Annotated in this window: 12 protein-coding genes and 1 tRNA gene; 11 read left to right on the top strand and 2 right to left on the bottom strand. The window is 46.9% G+C overall.

Going from position 1 to position 19,346, the window contains the following annotated elements:
• Positions 1–389 precede the first annotated feature (389 nt).
• The 11 genes from QF041_RS11760 to QF041_RS11710 all read left to right on the top strand — a co-directional run bounded on the left by QF041_RS11760 (position 390) and on the right by QF041_RS11710 (position 18,162).
• Positions 390–1,496 (top strand): PAS domain-containing sensor histidine kinase, encoded by a 1,107-nt coding sequence (locus QF041_RS11760; RefSeq protein WP_307414256.1) that lies wholly within the window; start codon positions 390–392, stop codon positions 1,494–1,496.
• A 121-nt stretch (positions 1,497–1,617) separates the two neighbouring features.
• A complete protein-coding gene (locus QF041_RS11755) occupies positions 1,618–2,583 on the top strand; it encodes an AAA family ATPase (RefSeq protein WP_017689647.1) in 966 nt (321 codons plus the stop codon).
• Positions 2,584–2,587: 4 nt separating this feature from the next.
• Positions 2,588–3,703 carry a DUF58 domain-containing protein gene (locus QF041_RS11750; protein WP_307414254.1) on the top strand — a complete coding sequence of 372 codons (1,116 nt, stop codon included), beginning with the start codon at positions 2,588–2,590 and terminating at the stop codon, positions 3,701–3,703.
• Positions 3,700–5,013, top strand: coding sequence for a DUF4129 domain-containing protein (locus QF041_RS11745; protein ID WP_307414252.1), 1,314 nt, complete (start codon positions 3,700–3,702; stop codon positions 5,011–5,013). Before QF041_RS11750 ends, QF041_RS11745 begins: the two co-directional genes overlap by 4 nt.
• 83 nt (positions 5,014–5,096) lie before the next feature.
• Positions 5,097–6,053: an aldolase catalytic domain-containing protein gene (locus QF041_RS11740; protein WP_307414250.1), complete on the top strand. Its 957-nt coding sequence runs from the start codon at positions 5,097–5,099 to the stop codon at positions 6,051–6,053.
• Positions 6,054–6,342: 289 nt separating this feature from the next.
• Positions 6,343–8,469: a bifunctional diguanylate cyclase/phosphodiesterase gene (locus QF041_RS11735; RefSeq protein WP_307414248.1), complete on the top strand. Its 2,127-nt coding sequence runs from the start codon at positions 6,343–6,345 to the stop codon at positions 8,467–8,469.
• A gap of 161 nt (positions 8,470–8,630) precedes the next feature.
• A tRNA-Gly gene (locus tag QF041_RS11730) sits at positions 8,631–8,701 on the top strand.
• 516 nt (positions 8,702–9,217) lie between these two features.
• Complete coding sequence (gene abc-f / locus QF041_RS11725) at positions 9,218–11,110, top strand: ribosomal protection-like ABC-F family protein (protein ID WP_307414246.1); 1,893 nt, start codon at positions 9,218–9,220, stop codon at positions 11,108–11,110.
• A gap of 634 nt (positions 11,111–11,744) precedes the next feature.
• Positions 11,745–12,779, top strand: coding sequence for a phenylalanine--tRNA ligase subunit alpha (pheS, locus tag QF041_RS11720; RefSeq protein ID WP_017689641.1), 1,035 nt, complete (start codon positions 11,745–11,747; stop codon positions 12,777–12,779).
• 82 nt (positions 12,780–12,861) lie between these two features.
• Positions 12,862–15,315: a phenylalanine--tRNA ligase subunit beta gene (gene pheT, locus QF041_RS11715; RefSeq protein WP_307414243.1), complete on the top strand. Its 2,454-nt coding sequence runs from the start codon at positions 12,862–12,864 to the stop codon at positions 15,313–15,315.
• Positions 15,316–15,453: 138 nt separating this feature from the next.
• Positions 15,454–18,162 (top strand): hypothetical protein, encoded by a 2,709-nt coding sequence (locus QF041_RS11710; protein WP_307414241.1) that lies wholly within the window; start codon positions 15,454–15,456, stop codon positions 18,160–18,162.
• Positions 18,163–18,266: 104 nt separating this feature from the next.
• On the opposite strand, the gene QF041_RS11705 is transcribed toward QF041_RS11710, so the two are convergent.
• Positions 18,267–18,662 carry a cupredoxin domain-containing protein gene (locus tag QF041_RS11705; protein ID WP_373461337.1) on the bottom strand — a complete coding sequence of 132 codons (396 nt, stop codon included), beginning with the start codon at positions 18,660–18,662 and terminating at the stop codon, positions 18,267–18,269.
• A gap of 217 nt (positions 18,663–18,879) precedes the next feature.
• On the bottom strand, positions 18,880–19,239 hold the full coding sequence (locus tag QF041_RS11700) for a phage holin family protein (RefSeq protein WP_017689637.1): 360 nt from the start codon (positions 19,237–19,239) through the stop codon (positions 18,880–18,882).
• Positions 19,240–19,346 lie beyond the last annotated feature (107 nt).

The raw sequence follows: 19,346 nt of genomic DNA, 5'->3' as shown, positions 1-19,346 counted from the left end.
TGAAACGGCTTCGTTTTTGTGCTGTATTCTGGAACTAATTCGAGGTTTTTTTTAAAATAATTTCCATTCGACACTTTCTCCGATTGACTCTCTTCTATAAACTTGTCTATGATAAAAACAGACTTGCAAAAGAGGCGGAGCAAAAAAATGTTCGTGTTTGGGAATAGGAGAAGGTCAGAATGGGACAAACGTATATGATTTTCCGGATCGACTGTTGGTTACCGGGAATAGACCAGCTTGAGTTCCGGCCATGCCATCCATATTTTCGGCTCAGCCCCCCAACGAAAGGGCACCGGTAATGAAAAATAAAAATCGGCCCTTCCTGTTTCTGTGATGATATGATGTCCGAATGGCAAGTTTATCATTTACGTGAAAAGGAGGAACCTGACATGATTAGTGAATTTCAGGATACAGTGCCTCAACCAACGGATGGTTTCCCGCCTGTGCATCTGGATAACAACAAGTACGAGAATGTACTGGAACATCTGGATAGCGGTATTATGTTGTTTGACAGTCACGGTGTATTGACGTTTATTAACGTTCAGATGGCAAAGTTGTTGGAACTTCCAAGAAGTCTGTTGAGCGGCTGCACCCTGATGCAAATGCTGCATCATCCACAGATGAGCCGATTCAAGAAAAAGAAAATTTTACGTATCTATCGGGAAACTATTTTTCACCGTAAGCGCTATCATGAGTTGATTGATGAATACGGAAGGCATTGGCTGGTTACTGTGACGTACGGTGATCAGATGGATGGCGACTTCTTGTTCAGCGTCAAAGATGTATCTGATTATAAACAAATTGAACAGACCGCTTATCAAAATGACAAACTTGCGATGCTGGGGCGAATTTCAGCATCTATTGCTCATGAAATTCGTAATCCGTTGACTGCAATCCGTGGGTTCATCCAACTGCTCAGGCCACATTTGCTGCAGCTCGGCAAAGACGAGTACGCTCGAATCATACTGACGGAGATTGATCGGGCGAATGACATCATCTACGAATTTTTGAATTCTTCCAAACCGTCAGCTCCACAGAAGACCGTGATATCCGTCGACTCTTTGCTCAAAGAGGTGGTCTTGCTGACCGAAAGCGAAGGTTTGATGAAGGGATGCGAGATTGTACTGGATGAAGGGGATGCCCCGTTGAATGTATCCATTGATGTCAAACAGATTAAGCAGGTTATTTTGAATATGGTGAAAAACGCAATGGATGCCATTGAGGAAGTCGGCGAAGAACATACGGGTCTAATTCGAATATCTACCGCCACGGAAAACAAGTTCGTGCAGATCTCCATCGCGGATAACGGTCAAGGGATGGACCATAACACGCTTGTACGTCTGTTTGATCCATTCTTCACGACCAAGGAGAGCGGAACGGGACTTGGACTTTCGGTGAGTTACCGAATCATCAAGAACCATGGAGGCACCATCTCTGTGGACAGCAAAAAGGGCGAAGGCACGCGGTTTATAATTATGTTACCCTTGGTATATTGAGAAAAGCGGGGAGTTAAGGAGTTGGCCATTTGCCAACTCCTTTGTTTTATGTTGCCAATAAGGGTTATAGTTAGTAATGAATGCGAATACATAAGCTCCATAACGGAAGGATGAGATGCAGATGGAAATCCAAGGAATGGAACGAATGAATCAACAACTGATGGATCACGTGGGAAAAGTGATTGTGGGAAAAGAGCATACGATAGAGCTGGTGATGACAGCGATCATAGCGTCAGGACATGTGCTGCTGGAGGATGTACCGGGTACCGGGAAAACGATGCTCGCCAAATCGGTAGCCTCTTCATTGGACTGCACATTCCAACGGATACAGTTTACACCGGACTTGCTGCCCTCTGACTTAACAGGAATTCATTTTTTTAATCAAAAAGAAGGGGATTTTGAATTCCGACCCGGCCCCTTGTTTGCCAATCTTGTACTAGCCGATGAGATTAATCGGGCTACACCGCGTACACAATCAAGCTTGCTGGAGTGCATGGAAGAGCGCCAGATCAGTATTGACGGTTCAACGAGACAGCTGGAACGGCCATTTATCGTTATCGCCACCCAGAACCCTGTAGATAACCAGGGAACTTTTCCGCTACCTGAAGCGCAGATGGATCGTTTTATGATGAAAATTCGCATGGGTTATCCAAGCAGTGAAGAGAGTGTAGAAATTTTGAGACGTACGGTAGCCAGTCGTTCAGTTGATGATCTCTCGGCAGTGATCAGTCGTGAAGAACTTTTGAAGGCGCAGGATACGTATAAAACAGTGCAAATCAACGAAGATTTGCTACGATATATCATTCAGTTAACCGAAGCAACAAGGCAACATCCCGAGCTCTCGCTTGGCGTAAGTCCACGAGGGGCTCAGGCATTACTCAAGGCAAGTCAGGCCTGGGCTGCGCTGCATGGCAGAGACTTTGTTTTGCCTGATGATATTAAAGTTCTGGCGGAACCTGTGCTGGCCCACCGACTTGTATTCCGTAACCGGATCAGACAACAAGAGGGCTTGGCTGAGCGTATCATCCAGGAACTTCTGAATCAGACAGAAGTGCCTACGGAGAATCTCGCTACAAGCGGGCGTTAATCTTATGGCATTATTATGGCTTGTCCTTGTTGGAGGCATTGTCGTAGTTATACATGGTGTGTGGTTTGGACGACCTGCACTGCGAAAACTCAAGTACAGCAGACAATTCAGCAAGCTGCGTTGTTACGCTGGAGATGAACTTGAGATGGTGGAGACGATATCAAATGAGAAACGAGTCTCCGTTCCGTGGCTCAGACTTGAATCGATGATGCCAGTGTCGTTTGTATTTCGTTCCGGTTCAGGTATGGATATTAGTCAAGGCGAAATCTATCAGAACCATAAGAGTATTTTTACGTTAAAACCGTTTACTCGTATTACGCGTAAGCATCCTTTTACATGTACTCAGCGTGGAGTTTATCCATTAAATACAGCAACGATGACAGGTGGGGATCTCTTTGGCGTGTGGCGTTCCACCAAACCGATTCCTTTGCAAATGTCTATGATTGTGTATCCTTCATTAGTGAATGCAGAGGATCTTCCTGCAATTTATCAGGTATGGCAGGGAGAAGTGGAAGTATCACGATGGATCGTTGAAGATCCTTTCTTGATCCTGGGTGTTCGGCCTTATGGTGCAGGCGACCCCATGAATCGTATTCACTGGAAAGCGAGTGCACGTACAGGTGAATTACAAGTCTACAAGCAGGGATGGACGGCTGATCCGCAATCCTGGATTGTAGTCAACATTCAGGAATCGGCAGATATGTGGAGTGTTGTTACTCGACCGGAAAAGATTGAACGGGCACTTCGTTACGCTGCCACGGCTGCAGTGGATGCCATCGGTAGAGGGTTGCCGGCAGGCTTCGCCCATAATGGTTATCATGTGGGTGGAGGCCGCGATACACTTCGGATTGAGCCGGATTATGGCACGCCCCATCTGGAACGGTTACTGGAAGCTATGGCTGAGACAGAGTTGAAATGCATGGTACCCATGGAGCAATTTCTGAATGATGAAGTACGTCTGAATGAAGAAGCACAGCAAATCCGCAGCTATCTGCTGATTACATCCTATGTATCTGCCGCAATGGAGCACGAGATTGCACGTCTGCACGAACAAGGACATCGTGTGACGATTCTCCCGGTAGAGGACGTGAAGGGTAATACAAAGGCGGTGAGTGCATGAGGAACAGACCGGTAGCGACGACCAAAGGACTCATAGCAATGCTTGCCGTCTTGATGGCTGGTATATACCTTTTTCCGATATTTACGCTTGCTTCATTCTACGCAATGGAACATTTGCCGTTCACATTATTCATCCTGGTTGTTCTTGTAGGTTGGTTGGGACAGTTCATTCAGCATAAAATTCCAGGTCTTAGCGAGAAGAGTACATTCATTCGTGGAGTAACGGCACTCGTCATAGGGTTTCTCGTCGCACTCGTTGTTGGGATGAGCCTCATTCTCCCGTTGCCGGATATCATCACATTGGTACTGTGTGGAGTCATCTCGGCTTATGCAGGTCTGACCTTCCAGCCAGTCTTTCATTCTGTGTTGTTATGGCGCTTGCAGATTATGGGTGTAATCAGTGCAATCGTGCTTATGATTGCTTCGAATTCGTTGGAATTCATGCAGCCGATACAAACCTACACTGTATGGATCTATATTGCGGGTGTGATCAGCTTTGCCTTTTGGCTGGTTGGACGATATATGCTGCAACTGGATCAGGCAATACTCAATGACGGCAAGAGAAGATTGGTATTAAGAGATTTTGCACGTGCAAATCATCAGCGGTTCATGTGGATGTTTATTGTTATCGTTGCGATCGGTGCTTTCCCAAGTCTGGCTGCCTGGCTGGGGCCGCTACGTGACCGCTTGCTTGCATGGATCAGGGGATGGTTTGGTCCAGTTTCTGGCGAGGAGCCACGATTACCAATGGACAACCCCAATCAGCCGCTAAATATACCGAATGACTGGAGAGAGCCGCCATCCGAGCCCTCGGTCTTCTGGAACATCCTCGGATGGGTAGTGATGTGTGCTGTAGCAGGAGCAATCCTGTGGCTGCTTATGAGGGTGGGACAAAAAACGATAAACAGACTTATGGATCGATTCAAGGGGATGTTACAACCAGGTGAAAAGAAGGCAGAACCACGGACGGAGTATATCGATGTCAGTGAGACGCTTGATGCGCCAGCAAAAGTCCGAAAGAATTGGTTTCGGAAGAAAGAAGCGCCACCTGCGCAGAATGCTGAACGTGTTCGGTATTACTATCGGACTTGGATTGACAGAGCTGCTCATCGAGGCGTGGAAATACAGGGGACGCAAACTCCGCTCGAGGCTGCACAGACCATTATTCAGAATGGTGTGAAGTTAGAAGAAGATGAGCTGTCTGCGAGACTTCCTGATACGTATAACAGCGTGCGGTATGGAGGAAAGGTTCCGGATCATTCCGATATGGTTGAGATTGACCGAACCTGGAAATCTTATCGAAGTAAATAAGTCCGGAATCCCTTTACTTTTCTTGTCACGTTCAAGTATCATGAGAGGAATACACAAGTTGGTCAGAAAAGGAGCAGACATTAATGAAGACAAATCATTGCAAAATTGTAGATTGTACGATCCGTGATGGCGGATTGGTGAATAATTGGGACTTTAGCGTGGACTTTGTTCAACAGCTGTATGCTGGATTGAATGAAGCTGGCGTTGATTATATGGAAATTGGATATAAGAACTCTCCGAAGTTGCTTAAAGGTGCCGAGGAAGCAGGACCATGGCGTTTCCTGAACGATGATTTCCTGCGTAAAGTTATCCCTCAAAAAGGCAATACCAAACTGTCTGCACTGGTTGACGTAGGTCGTGTGGACGAAAATGATATCTTGCCTCGCAGTGAGAGCATGCTGGATCTGATCCGTGTTGCCTGCTACAGCAAAGATGTGGACAAGGCACTTGCACTGGTTCAAACATTCCATGATCGTGGATATGAAACTACACTTAATATTATGGCACTCTCCAATGTTATGGAGAATGAGTTGCTGGAAGCATTTGAATTGATCAAAGAAAGCTCCGTAGATGTTGTCTACATTGTAGATTCTTACGGTAGTCTGGATCATAATGATGTGAAATATCTGGTAGAGAAGTTCAAGACTCACTTGCCTAACAAGCGTCTTGGTGTTCACACACATAATAATATGCAGCTTGCGTTTTCTAACACATTGATTGCGGCGGAACTTGGCGTTGAGCTGCTTGATGCTTCTGTGTATGGTATGGGCCGTGCGGCAGGAAACTGTCCAACCGAATTGCTCGTAGCTCATCTGAAAGGAACGAAATACAATCTGCGTCCAGTACTTGGTGTGTTGGAACAGTTGATGGTTCCACTCAGAGAAAAAGAAGAATGGGGTTACATTCTGCCTTACATGATTACAGGTGCGTTGGACGAGCATCCACGTTCAGCGATGGCGATTCGCTCATCGGAAGACAAGGATAAGGTTGTTGATTTTTATGATAAATTAACAACACCAGAAGTGAATTTTGATAAGTAATATAGTCTGAAATACAGTTGCAAAATAGGAAAACATGGACTCTAACTGGAGATCCATGTTTTTTTAGTTCTTAATGCCTTGTTTATCTCTATATTTATGAATAAATATTCCTAGGAGTAACTATTTTTTAGTTCACGTATACAAAATTAAATGTTATTATGTACCAGATAGCATGTGTATGCATGTGAATTGAACGTTGGTTAATATGTTTTTTGTCGAATTGTGTAGTAAGTTTTTAAGTTTGGTTAATGTAATTCAGGATAGGTGATCCCGGGAAGGAAAACACGGCATGAAGGTTAATCTGCAAGATCAGAGAAAAATAATTTTGGTCGCTGTATGCGGCTTATTGTGTTTCCTCGCAAGTCAATGGTTTCGTTCTTCTTCAAGCTCTGATCTGATCATATCGGGTTACCCGGTTTTGACACTCTTGGGTGGATTCGCTGCGGTAGCGGCTTGTATCGGCATCTATAATCAAAGCTGGTTGTTTCGGACACAGAAGCTAACTCTTCGGAGGACATTATTGACAACACTCTTTTTATTGATTGGTCTGTTTGAACTGGTTCATATCGTTTCATTTGCAGAAGAGATTCCAAATGGAGCCATGATGGAATCGGAGTTCTCCTTAATGATGTCAACCATGGGATCTTTGGTATGTTCCGTAGGTTTACTGCTCGTGTATACCATTAATGAGAAAGAAATTGCATTACCACGCAAATTCTTACTGTTCAGTGGGACGTTGGGTACCTTTGTTATTCTGTACATACTGGCTATTCAGGAATGGAGCATGTTGCCGAGTATGCTTGACGGGAAAGTGCTGGGTGGTATCTTCACCCGAGTTCATCTTATGGTTGGATTGCTCTATGGCATTATTGCGGTTCTTATGTTTGTGCAATGGAAAAAAACCAAAGATGCTGATCTACCAACCATTCTATGTGGCATTCTGTGTTTCTTTTTTGGTGAATGTTATTTTGTTTCAGCAACTGGGGTGAACGATCTCAATCTGTTATTAGGATTGCTGAGTAATTGTATGGCATATTTTTTCATTCAAAAAGGACTGTATACGTCCGTAGTGGACACGCCTTTCCTGCAACAGCAGGTTGCGGAAGCCAAGATGAACTATATTGCTCATCATGATGATGTAACGGGACTTCCAAACCGTCGTCGCCTTTCACAGCGGTTGAAAAAGATGATGGATGATGCCGTGGTGCAGGAACAGCTTGTTGGTGTACTGGTCCTGAATATTAATCGGTTCAAAACCATTAATGATTCGCTTGGACAGCAAGCAGCTAACCGGGTTTTGCGTCAGGTAGGTCAACGACTGAAACATTCGTCACTTCCAGGAGAAGAAGTCTTTGGATTGGGAAGAGATGAGTTTGCATTAACGATGACAGATTTCAGTTCAACCGATACAGCGTTGCGTCGGACAAGATCCATCTTGCAACTTTTTGAGAAGCCCGTCTTGGTTGATGGCAATGAGTACCATCTTACACTTGGAATCGGGATGGCCATTTTCCCACATGATGGGGAGTCACCACTGGAGATTATTCAGAATGCAGATACGGCTTTGCACAGTGCTAAGGAACAAGGAATGGAACTGAATCGTTTTGCCCATGCGATGCAGATGAAGGCACAGGAGCGTTTGCAGCTTGAGAATGATCTGCGCAAGGCGTTGGATCGAGGTCAGTTCTACCTGGTCTACCAGCCGCAGGTTAATCTGCAAAGTGGGCTAATCGTTGGCATGGAAGCCTTGGTGCGTTGGCAGCATCCGCAGCGAGGCTCGGTATCTCCGGCGGAATTTATTCCTCTGGCTGAAGAGAGTGGGCTCATTGTACCGCTTGGCGAATGGGTGCTTCGTGAAGCATGTGCACAGAACAAACAGTGGCAGGAAGCCGGTTATCGTAAACTGTGTGTTTCAGTGAATCTGTCGATGAGACAATTCAGGCACTCCCATTTGTTGGACAATATCAATGGCATTCTCAAAGAGACGGGACTAGAGCCTGTATGGCTTGAACTGGAGATTACAGAGAGCATGACATTTGATAAAGACCGGTCATTCGAACAGTTGCGCAAAATCAAAGAAATTGGTGTGCATATCAGTATTGATGATTTTGGAACGGGATACAGCTCGTTGCACTATCTGAAGGATCTGCCGATTGATCGGCTCAAGATTGACCGTTCATTTGTGAATGAAGTCATGGAGGACAGCAATAACGCCGCGATCGTATCTACCATCACTTCAATGGCGCATCATTTACAACTGAAAGTCACAGCTGAGGGCGTGGAGAACGAAGATCAGATGGTCTTTCTTCGCAATCAACACTGTCACGAGGCTCAGGGTTATTTCTTCAGCAAACCGATTAAAGCCGCTGAATTTGAAAAGCAGTTTTTGAGAGATGTGGATAAGCCTACAGGATAGGGAACAGCGGGGGCGCGAGGGTGCTCCTGCTTTTTTTTGATGGATGCTTAATGAAAAAAATGGGAAATATGACTTGCATGCTATAGAGGATCATGGTATATTATTATTTGTAAAATCACTGTTAAATTCCTAAGGAACTTAACAATTAAATCTTCAATCATGCGGGTGTAGTTCAATGGTAGAACTTTAGCCTTCCAAGCTAATAGCGTGGGTTCGATTCCCATCACCCGCTTAACGAAGCAGTACCGGAGCCCTTGCGATGCAAGGGCTTTTTTTCTGTCTTAAAAGAAATCCCGTGGTAACAGCGAGCAGAAGATTGTTCTGTCTTCGGAGTGGAGAGTAGTAAGTATTCTTTAGTTTAATTTATATACCCTTTGCTTTTTTACAATGATCTGGTACAATAACGGAGAAATTGATACTACACATGAATGAGAGGTAACCATACGTCCCATGAAGTAAAACACATGAATTTAACCCCAGTTAACTGCAGACGGTTTTATGACGCAGTCAGCCAGAGCGGCTGAGCAATGAGGGGATTCGTGTGTCCAAATTCAGCTATGGGAAAGGTATGGAACAAGTAAGCCTTGAAGGTTTACGTGTACCCTGTATTTGGGGTTTCTTTGTTCATGCCGTAGCTTACCTTAGATCTGTCTTTGAATGCTTGATCCAACCCTGAATTGCCAAACCGCCGGCTGATGCCAGCGGTTTTTTTTGTTCAGCAAAAAGGATGCAGGAAGGATGAGGCCTCATGATGACATTGGTACGCTTACATGAAGTATCAAAAGAGTGGAATGGTAATGAATTGTTTACAGGATTGAATTTGGAGATTAATGAGGGCGAACGACTCGCCATTTTGGGTCGAAACGGATGTGGCAAGACAACGTTGTTACGCATCATTTTGGGTGAGGAGCATGGTGGCGGACGGATTGAACGTCATATTCCTCAGCAGGAATGGGGGTTCATGCGCCAGCGCTCGGAGATTGAGGCCGGGATGAATGTACTGGATGCGGTCCGGCGTGAGAGCGGTCAGATCTATGAAGTGAAACGGAACTTGGAAGAACTGGAACAACGGTTGAGCATGAGCACTGAAGCCGATGAAGAGCTGCTTGCAGCTTATACACAAGTGATGGAGCAATATGAACAGTTGAACGGTTATATGTGGGAGACTGAGGTTGAGAAAGTACTGACTCGTCTCGGATTATCCGCAGAGCATTGGAATAGACCCTATCATTCCTTGAGCGGTGGACAAAAAACAAAGGCTCGTTTGGCGGGGTTGCTTGTCAGCAAGCCTAAATTTCTGATCCTGGATGAACCAACGAATCATCTGGATGAGGGAAGCATGCGCTGGCTTGAAGAGTGGTTGTCCTCATATGAAGGTACGCTATTATTTGTATCACATGATCGTACGTTTATTGATCAGGTAGCAACAGGAGTCATTGAGTTCAGTCCAGATGCCCTGACTAAATACAAGGGCGGATACTCCGACTACAAGATCCACAAAGAGCGTGAATTACGCGAACAGGAAACGATCTACCGCAGGCAGGAATTGGAACGTAAGGCGCTGGAAGAAACGATTCGAAATTATCAGGAATGGTTCCATAAAGCGCATAATTCGGCGACTGATGTGGAGGTGAAGATCACCCAGAGCTTCTACAAGGCCAAAGCCAACAAAAATATTTCACGTTACCATGCGAAACAAAAACAGCTGGAACGTTTGGAGCGGGAACGGGTAGATAAACCTCGTGAAGCTGCAAAGTTGAACATGGAATTACAAATGAATCCACTGGCTGCACGTCAGTTGCTTGCGCTGGAAGAGGTGAGTTTTTCATATACGGGAGACAAACCATTGCTGCGTGATCTTCGGATTACTGTGGAACGCGGAGATCGGCTTGCTGTACGAGGTCCTAATGGAACGGGCAAGACAACACTGCTGAAGTTGATGATTGGTGAACTGGAACCTTCGCAAGGCAAGGTCACACGGCATCCACAGCTAAAAATCGGGTACTTTTCACAGGAGCTGGAAGGGCTTCCCGAGAATCAGACGCTGCTGGACAGCTTGCTTACTCTTCCATCCATGACACAAAGTGCGGCACGTACCATTCTGGGATGTTTCCTATTTTCCAGAGATGATGTGTTCAAGCGCATTGGGGATTTGAGCATGGGGGAAAAGTGCAGAGTGGCATTTCTGAGACTGTACTTTGGCGGAGCGAATCTGCTGGTGCTGGACGAACCGACGAACTATCTGGACATCGATACCCAGGAAGTCATGGAAAATGTATTAAAACAGGCTTCAGGTGCTTTGGTGCTTGTATCCCATGACCGGATGCTGACGAAGTCACTTGCGAATCGATTATGCGATCTGGAGGCTGGTGGCACAGCAACTCTGTTTGAAGGAGGTGTGTCGGATTGGGAGCAGTCCAACAAATTTCGGGAGGTGGCGCTGGAGACCCGAGAATCCGATGATGAGCGGTTACGATTGGAGATGCGACTATCGGAGTTGCTGTCTCCTGTAAGCACTGCTGGAAGAGACAGTCTGACACAGCCCGAGCATTCGAATGAGCGAGCAGTCGAGGCAGCTGAGATTCGCGAAATCCAGCAGCGCCTGAAACAATTGAAAGATAAGGGTGCAAGCATAAATTAGAACATGGACGGCTTGCTATTTCGATCTATTTTGCATATAATTATGAACGATCATCGATGATTACATCGATATAGGTAAGTGTTCAAAAAGATCGGTTTTCAGTACCAAGAAGATGGGATGAAGATAGAAATGGAGTAGCGGAGCGTAGGGAAAACTACGTGAGCAACTACAATGTTTCCGAAGGAAACATACTTCGTAAGCATCTGCTTATTCGGCTGAATGCCATATTCGACGCTGATGATGCCGCCAGGCATCATTCGTAATCAAAAGCGGACTTTTTGACAAACTCTAGAGGTTTAACTTAAAAGCAAACGTGATGATGGAGATAAGTAAGCAGTGCCTCTGGACAGGGAGGAAGCGCCGTAGATTGAGAGCGTTTCTGTAGAACAAGGCTGCCGAAATTCACTCCGAAGCGGTTCCCTGAACCTGTTTGTGTGCAGACACAGAGGCAACAGTAGGGGCAAACGGTTAACGGTCGTTATTCCGTACAAAGTGAGACAGAACCAGTTGCAGGCCAGAAGGGCCACGCAGCATTGGATGTCTAACAAGGGTGGTACCACGGTCTTTTCGTCCCTTCAGGGGAGAGAAGGCCTTTTTTTGTTGCAAAAACACCACAAAAAGGGGGCAATTACACATGAAAGAACGTTTAGAGGCATTGAAGATCGAAGCGCTGGAGCAGTTGTCTGGTGTGAATGATCCGCAGACGCTCGGTGATCTGCGTGTAAAGTATTTGGGGAAAAAGGGTGCATTAACTGAGATTTTGCGTGGTATGGGTGCGCTTAGTGCGGAGGAACGTCCAGTTATTGGTCAAGTAGCCAACGATGTTCGGGCTGCCATTGAGGAAGTCATCGACAGCAAGCAGGATCAGTTCCAGAAGGAAGAGACGGCGAAGCGTCTGCAATCCGAGAAAATTGATGTGACTCTGCCAGGACGTCGTGGACGTCAAGGCGGACTGCATCCACTGACCAAAGTGGTACAGGAGATCGAAGATATTTTCATCGGTATGGGATACCGCGTTGCGGAAGGTCCTGAAGTCGAAATGGATTATTACAACTTTGAAGCATTGAATCTGCCGAAGAATCACCCGGCGCGCGATATGCAGGATTCCTTCTATGTTACTGAAGACTTGTTGATGCGTACCCATACATCTCCGGTTCAAGTACGTACCATGCAGAGCATGAAGGGCGAAGTGCCTGTCAAAGTCATCTGCCCAGGTAAAGTATACCGCCGTGATGACGACGATGCGACGCACTCTTTCCAATTCAACCAGGTTGAAGGTTTGGTCATCAGCGAAAACATTCGTATGAGCGATCTGAAAGGAACCCTGTTGCAATTCGTGCGCGAAATGTTCGGTTCCCACACAGAAATTCGTCTGCGTCCAAGCTTCTTCCCGTTCACAGAGCCAAGTGCAGAAGTGGATGTAACCTGTGTACAATGTGGCGGCAGCGGCTGTCGCGTATGTAAGCAAACAGGCTGGCTTGAAATTTTGGGCGGCGGTATGGTTCACCCGAAAGTACTGGAAATGGGTGGTTATGATCCGGAGAAATACAGTGGTTTTGCATTTGGTATGGGCGTAGAGCGTATCGCGATGCTGAAGTATGGTGTCGATGATATCCGTCACTTCTACAACAGTGATCTGACCTTCCTGAAGCAATTCGGACGGCTGTAACTTTAAGACAAGAAAGATTAACCATATAGAGCAAGCGAATGAACCGGGAACACCAATTTATAGATGAAGGAAGTGAACGTCCATGAGAGTATCGACAGATTGGCTGTCTGATTATATTTCCCTTGAAGGTGTGACGCCACAGGAATTGGCGGAGAAAATCACCCGTGCGGGTGTCGAAATTGATGTAGTGGAGAACCGCAACAAGGGCGTGAATAAAGTTGTTGTAGGTTATGTGAAGAGCAAGGAGAAACACCCCGATGCAGACAAACTGAATGTATGTGTCATTGATGCTGGTCAGGAAGAAGATCTTCAGATCGTGTGTGGTGCGAAAAATGTGGATGCAGGCCAAAAAGTAGTCGTAGCCCTGGTTGGAGCGAAGCTCCCTGGTGGATTGGATATCAAAAAAGCCAAACTGCGCGGTGTTGTCTCCCTTGGCATGATCTGTTCCGCCAAAGAGCTGGGCATGAACGACAAATTGTTGCCGAAAGATCAGCAGGAAGGTATTCTCGTTCTGCCGGAACAAACGGAGGTTGGAACGCCAATCAGTCAGGTTCTTGGTCTCGACGATCATGTGCTTGAATTGGACCTGACACCGAACCGTTCCGACTGTCTAAGCATGCGTGGTGCAGCTTATGAAGTGGGTGCCATTCTGGGTCGTGAAGTGAAGCTGCCAAGTCCCAAAGAGCAACTGGTTGAAATTGGTGATGCAGCCGCGAATCATATCTCAGTAGAGATTAAGGCACAAGAGCACTGCAGTCACTATGCAGCTCGTTATGTAACCGGCATTAAGCTGGGTGCTTCCCCGCTGTGGATGCAAAACCGTCTCATGGCGGCTGGTGTTCGTCCGATCAATAACATCGTTGATATCACGAACTATGTCATGCTGGAATACGGCCAACCGCTACATGCATTTGATGCGGATAAGCTGGAAAAGGGCCATATTGAAGTGCGGATGGCCAACGAAGGCGAAACGATTGTTACGTTGGATGGCCAAGAGCGTAAGCTGGAGCCACATATGTTGCTTATCACAGATGGCGTGAAACCTGTAGCCATCGCTGGGGTTATGGGTGGCGAGAATTCCGAGGTATCGGAAGGCACGGTGAATCTGTTGCTGGAATCCGCCAAGTTCGATGGCGGAACCGTTCGGAAAACGTCGCGCCAACTGGGGCTGCGTTCCGAAGCAAGCATGCGTTTTGAGAAGGAAGTAGACCCGGGTGCGGTGATTACGGCTTTGGATCGTGCGGCTGAACTGATTCAGCGTTATGCTGAAGGTGAAGTGCACCAGGGAATCGTGGAAGCTGGAGCAGAAGCTGCGGAGAAACGTGTAATTCAATTGTCGCTGGACAGACTGAATCGTTATCTGGGAACCGATCTGTCTTTGCTTGAGGTAAAAACGATCTTCGCTCGTTTGCACTTTGCATGTGGTGATGCTGATCAAGGATTGCTGGATGTGGAAGTGCCAACACGCAGAGGGGATATTACGCTCGATGTAGACTTGTTTGAAGAGATTGCACGCCTGTACGGATACGATAACATTCCAACTACATGGATTGAAGGACCAACGACTCCAGGGGCATATACACGCTCTCAAGCAATGCGTCGCACCATTCGTGGATTGCTCTCCGGCAGTGGCTGGCAGGAAATGATCAGTTACTCCTTTGTACACCCGGATAAAGCGACTCTGTTCCCGGCGTTGACACAAGGAAGTAAAGCCGTGAAACTCGCGATGCCTATGAGCGAGGACCGCAGTGTGCTTCGTACGAGTATTTTGCCGCAAATGCTGGATGCAGCGGTGTATAACATGAACCGTAAACAGGATTCACTGGCTGTATTTGAAGTGGGCAATGTGTTCTTCACTGAAGAAGATCAGTTGACCAAGCAACCACATGAGATTCCGGTACTGGGCTTGCTGCTCACCGGTAATCGTGCAAGCCAGCAGTGGAATGTTGGAGCGGAGAAAGTAGACTTCTTCGATCTGAAAGGTGCTCTTGAGCAGCTGTTCGCCTATGTGGGGCTTGAACAACGCATTCGCTTGGTAGCAAACAGCCCTGAAGGATTCCATCCGGGACGGTCCGCATCGGTTTACCTGGAAGGTAAGGATGGCGGAGAAGGCACATTGATCGGTACATTGGGTCAATTGCATCCGGAACTGCAACAGCAGTATGATCTGAATGATGTGTACATCGCAGAGATTGCACTTGAATCGATCTACAATGAAGCAGACGCTGATATTCGTTATCGTGAACTTCCGCGTTTCCCAGCCATGGAACGTGATATCGCGGTTGTTGTGAATGAGGATGTTGAAGCTGGAGATATGCTGCGCGCCATTCGTGAATCGGCGGGTGAATTGTTACAAAACGTACAGGTATTCGATGTGTTTACTGGCAGTAAACTGGGTGAAAACAAGAAAAGCGTGGCGATGGCACTGGTATACCGGAATCGTGAACGTACACTCACCGATGAGGAAGTTACTGAAGTTCATGCCCGTGTAGTGGCTCGTCTGGAAGAGCAATTCGGAGCGGAATTGCGTAAATAGGACAAAAGAAGATTTTTTGAACAAAGATTAGCAGGAATTGTTTGAAGTCACATCGAATCCTTAGCATTAGAGGATCGATGTGACTTTTTTGTGATTACAGCTTAGAATCAACATACAGACTTGAAGGAGGGCACAACTGTGACTACACCTGATCGTACACGCGTCACCGTAGAGATCTACGGGACTTCCTATAAACTGGTTGGCAGCAGTGCCGACTATATGAAACAAGTAGCTAACCTGGTAGATGAGCGTATGGGCGCAATCTCCAAGCAAAATTCCCGTCTGGATACTCCGCGTATTGCGGTACTGGCGGCTGTACATATGGCTGAACAGTCTCTTCAGACTCAGGAAATCCGTAATGAACTGAAGATGCTTACTGGAGAACGTACAGAACTGAGAAACGAATTGAATCGGTTAAACGCCATACAAAATGAACATCAACAAGAATTGGAACGGCGTGACCAGGCTCTTGCTGATTTGCAACAGCTGAAGATTGAAGCAGAGCAGGCGCTGCAAAAGTCCGAATCGGACAAAAATTCAGAAATAGCCAAGTTGAATAAGCTGCTGGAGCAAGAACGCGCTCAAGCAACGGAGCGAGTGCAGAAATTGCAGGCCCAAGCAACGGCACAACTGAAGGAAGCAGAAGCCAAGGGAACGAAACAGCTGAAGGAAATGGAAGAGAAAGCGGCTAACCAGCTTAAAAATGCACAGGCACAGGCTGCTTCCCAGCTCAAAGAAGCTCAGAACCGTTCTGCAGCCGAATTGCAGCAGGCGCAGGCCAAAGCTGCGGCGCAATATAAAGAGTTGCAGGACAAGACTGCAGCTCAATTAAAAGAAGCCGAAAGCCGTGCCGTTGCAGAACGTCAACAGATTGAAGCCAAAGCTGCGCAGCAGGTTCAGACAGCCAAGGAAGAAGCCGAGTCGGCGATTTTGTCTGAGTTGGAGCAGGCGGAGAGCAATCTGAAGAAAGCTCAGGAAGAAGCGGCACTGCGATATCATGAACTTCAGCAACAGATGGAACTTCGGCTCCAGCAGGCTGAAGAAAAAGCGCTGGAACAGACTCAGGCTCTGGCGGATCAAGCGAATCAGGAGCGGGCTGACTTGCAGGAACAAGCGGAGCAGAAGCGCCTGACTGAGATAAATCAGTTGAATGCGGAGTTCAAGGCGTTATCCGAGCAGTTGGAACTCGAATGGATGGAGAAAGAAGCAGCCCTCGAGGAACAATTGCAGCAAACCAAGGAAGCAGCAGCGTCCCAGGCGAAAGAAGCCGAAGCGGCGGCAGAGGCCTTATTGCAAGAAGAACAGGATAAGCTCAAACAGCAACTTGAGGAACAACGTAAACAGGCGGAGACTCGACTATTAGATGTCGAAGAACAATTAGAAGAAGTAATGACCCAGCTCATCAGTGCACAGGACATGGTTGCAGAGCAAGAACAGCAGCTTCAGCACGAGCGTGGTCAATTGGAATCGTTACGTCATGAGCATGGGGTCCGTAAACAGGAGCAGGAAGTTCAGACTCGCCGAATTACGGAACTGGAACAACAACTGGAGCAGTTGAAAGAGGACCGTTCCCAGTTGCAGGAGCTTCTGCGTGAAACGGAACAGGCTGCCCAGCAATCCCGTGATTCACAGGAACAATGGAAGCAGAAGTATAATGAAACTGTGGATAGAGAAACCTCTCTCACAGCACAGCTACGCAAACTTCAGGAGCAACATGCACAGCTTGAACAGGAAGCCCAAAAGCTTCGTGAGGCTGAAGTGAAGTCGGAAGAGGAACAGCGCAGACTGCAAAAAGTGCTTGAACAGGCTCATGCTGCGGTGCGTACATTGCAGAATGAGATCGGCACGCTTACGGAACGTGAGCAGTCCTGGAAGGACCTTGCTGAGCAGCGATTGGCTGAGATCGGGGACCTGGAGAATCAGATTCTTGAAGTTGCTGAACAAAATGAAACGTTGGAGTCTGGTGTGCAATCCCTTCATGATGAATTGTCCGTGGTGAAGGAAGAGTCTCGTTTCAACCATGAAGAGGCTGTGCAATACCAGAAGGATGTAGAGCTTTTGGAAGAGAAACGCAATCAGCTTGAAGTTGAGCTAAATGTTGTTCGGGAAGAGCTGAACCAACTTCAGGATAACTATAAACAAATCCGTAATGATTACAGTGATGCATTACAACGGGAAGAGAATTATAGTTCCAAGCTGGATGAATTGAGCAAGGAGAAACAAGAGATTGTGAGCGCACTTGAAGAAGCAAGACAGTCTTCAGCTAAACTTTCCGAGCGTTACTCGGAGCAAGAGAACCGGCTAGCCCAGACTGAGGAAGAAGCGTTGGAATGGCAGATTAAACACGAAGAACTGTCAGCCAAACAGGCCGAGTTGGCATCCCGTCTGGAGCAGTTGACAAGACGTGAAGAAGAACTTCGCTCAAGCGTTGAACAAGCAGAGCAGAACGACCAGGTGTGGCAACGCCGTGCAGACGAATGGGCGGCTCAGGAACAATCCTGGCAGGAACGCTGGGCTGCACTTGAGAATGAACTGACGGTTTGGAAGAGAGAAAGTGCGGCAAGTAGTGAGTTGCTGGAGGGACTGGAGCAAGAACGACAGCAGCTGGACAAGTTACGTGAAGAAGCGACCCAAGAGAAAGAGATCATGGAAACTGAACTGCTTGAGATGGGGGAGCGTTACGAACTAGCGGCCAACCAATTACGTTTGTTACAGGTTGAACGTGAAATGGAGCAGGAGAAGGCAGAGCAGCTGAACACGGAATATCGTCAGTTGCATGATGAATATACGAAATTGCAGACGGAATATAACGAATGGATTGAATTGATTGAACAGGACCAGGCCTAGCGGAATGAATGTAGGAGAACTGGCTCCTGGGCAATGTACTCTGGTACAATTTGTTATACTAAAGAAGGAGCTCCCGTCGCTGCGGGGGCTCCTTGTCTTGAATACTATTCTTCAACGATAATTTTGGAGATCATGCTGCTGTGTCCTGAACCACAGAAGACAGAACAGGACATTTCAAACTCACCAACTTTGTCCGGGGTTATGACTTTGGAGCTATTTCTGGTATCCAGTTGAAGATTCAGCTCAGGCACAAGGATACCGTGATTTCCGTTTTCATTTTTATAAACAATGTTAACGGGAACGCCTTTTTTAAGATGGTACTCAGGTTGATCGAATTCATAGTTACTCGCCTTGATGACCAATTCTTCACTGGCTGTAACTCCAGCATCAGCATCGGATCCATTGCTGCCAGATTCTGCGGACTGTTTTGCTCCTCCACATGCAGTGAGGACCAGAATTAACATACAGGCAGCAAGCCATGTTATGCCTTTCTTCATCATGTGCCTCCTTAAAGCGTGATATGGATAAAATTTGAATGATTGCTCCAGTCATCATACCGCAATATGTGGATGCCTGTACACGCTGCGTATGTCGTTTTTTTGAAAATTGTACGTGTACGGCAGAGCGTGTGTACTGGGTGAATGAAATAAACCCCTTCCGGCCCAGGGCCTTCAGAGGTTTAGGAGAATTCATGGGGATGTTAAGGTGAAGTGGAGATTAACTTTTGGAGCTTCGTCCGGCATCAAAAGGGGTGGATACCGGGATGAAGAGATCGATAATCCCGATAACCAGCGCAGCGAGAATGGCACCGAGCAGGCTGACTTCAACATGATCTACAACATATTGACCAAGCCAAATCACCAGTGCGCTAACGATAAATCCGACAATACCGCGACCAAACGGGTTGACTCTTTTGCCGAAGATACCTTCAACGATCCAGCCGAGCAGGGCAATAACAAGAGCAAGCAACAGGGCGCTCCAGAAGCCACCAACGGCGAATCCGGGAACGATCCAGCTAACCACCATTAATACAATTGCAGCGATGATAAATCGCACGACATGTCCCAGGAAATTCATGGTGTTTACCTCCTTTTATTCGGATTGAACTGAGCAGGGCAACTCCAAGGGGATGGAGAGGTTGCACAATCCTGACACCTGTAGTTTGTGGTGCTATGGTTGAAGTT

Origin of the sequence: Paenibacillus sp. W2I17 (assembly GCF_030815985.1) — a bacterium.
Taxonomy (GTDB): domain Bacteria; phylum Bacillota; class Bacilli; order Paenibacillales; family Paenibacillaceae; genus Paenibacillus.
The sequence above is the reverse complement of the archived record's forward strand: the minus strand, read 5'-3'. Positions and strand labels throughout refer to the sequence as shown.

Bases quoted from the DNA above. Each gene is read 5' to 3' on its own strand.
- QF041_RS11760 (WP_307414256.1), top strand. From the start codon at position 390: ATGATTAGTGAATTTCAGGATACAGTGCCTCAACCAACGGATGGTTTC.
- QF041_RS11755 (WP_017689647.1), top strand. From the start codon at position 1,618: ATGGAAATCCAAGGAATGGAACGAATGAATCAACAACTGATGGATCAC.
- QF041_RS11750 (WP_307414254.1), top strand. From the start codon at position 2,588: ATGGCATTATTATGGCTTGTCCTTGTTGGAGGCATTGTCGTAGTTATA.
- QF041_RS11745 (WP_307414252.1), top strand. From the start codon at position 3,700: ATGAGGAACAGACCGGTAGCGACGACCAAAGGACTCATAGCAATGCTT.
- QF041_RS11740 (WP_307414250.1), top strand. From the start codon at position 5,097: ATGAAGACAAATCATTGCAAAATTGTAGATTGTACGATCCGTGATGGC.
- QF041_RS11735 (WP_307414248.1), top strand. From the start codon at position 6,343: ATGAAGGTTAATCTGCAAGATCAGAGAAAAATAATTTTGGTCGCTGTA.
- abc-f (WP_307414246.1), top strand. From the start codon at position 9,218: ATGATGACATTGGTACGCTTACATGAAGTATCAAAAGAGTGGAATGGT.
- pheS (WP_017689641.1), top strand. From the start codon at position 11,745: ATGAAAGAACGTTTAGAGGCATTGAAGATCGAAGCGCTGGAGCAGTTG.
- pheT (WP_307414243.1), top strand. From the start codon at position 12,862: ATGAGAGTATCGACAGATTGGCTGTCTGATTATATTTCCCTTGAAGGT.
- QF041_RS11705 (WP_373461337.1), bottom strand. From the start codon at position 18,662: ATGATGAAGAAAGGCATAACATGGCTTGCTGCCTGTATGTTAATTCTG.
- QF041_RS11700 (WP_017689637.1), bottom strand. From the start codon at position 19,239: ATGAATTTCCTGGGACATGTCGTGCGATTTATCATCGCTGCAATTGTA.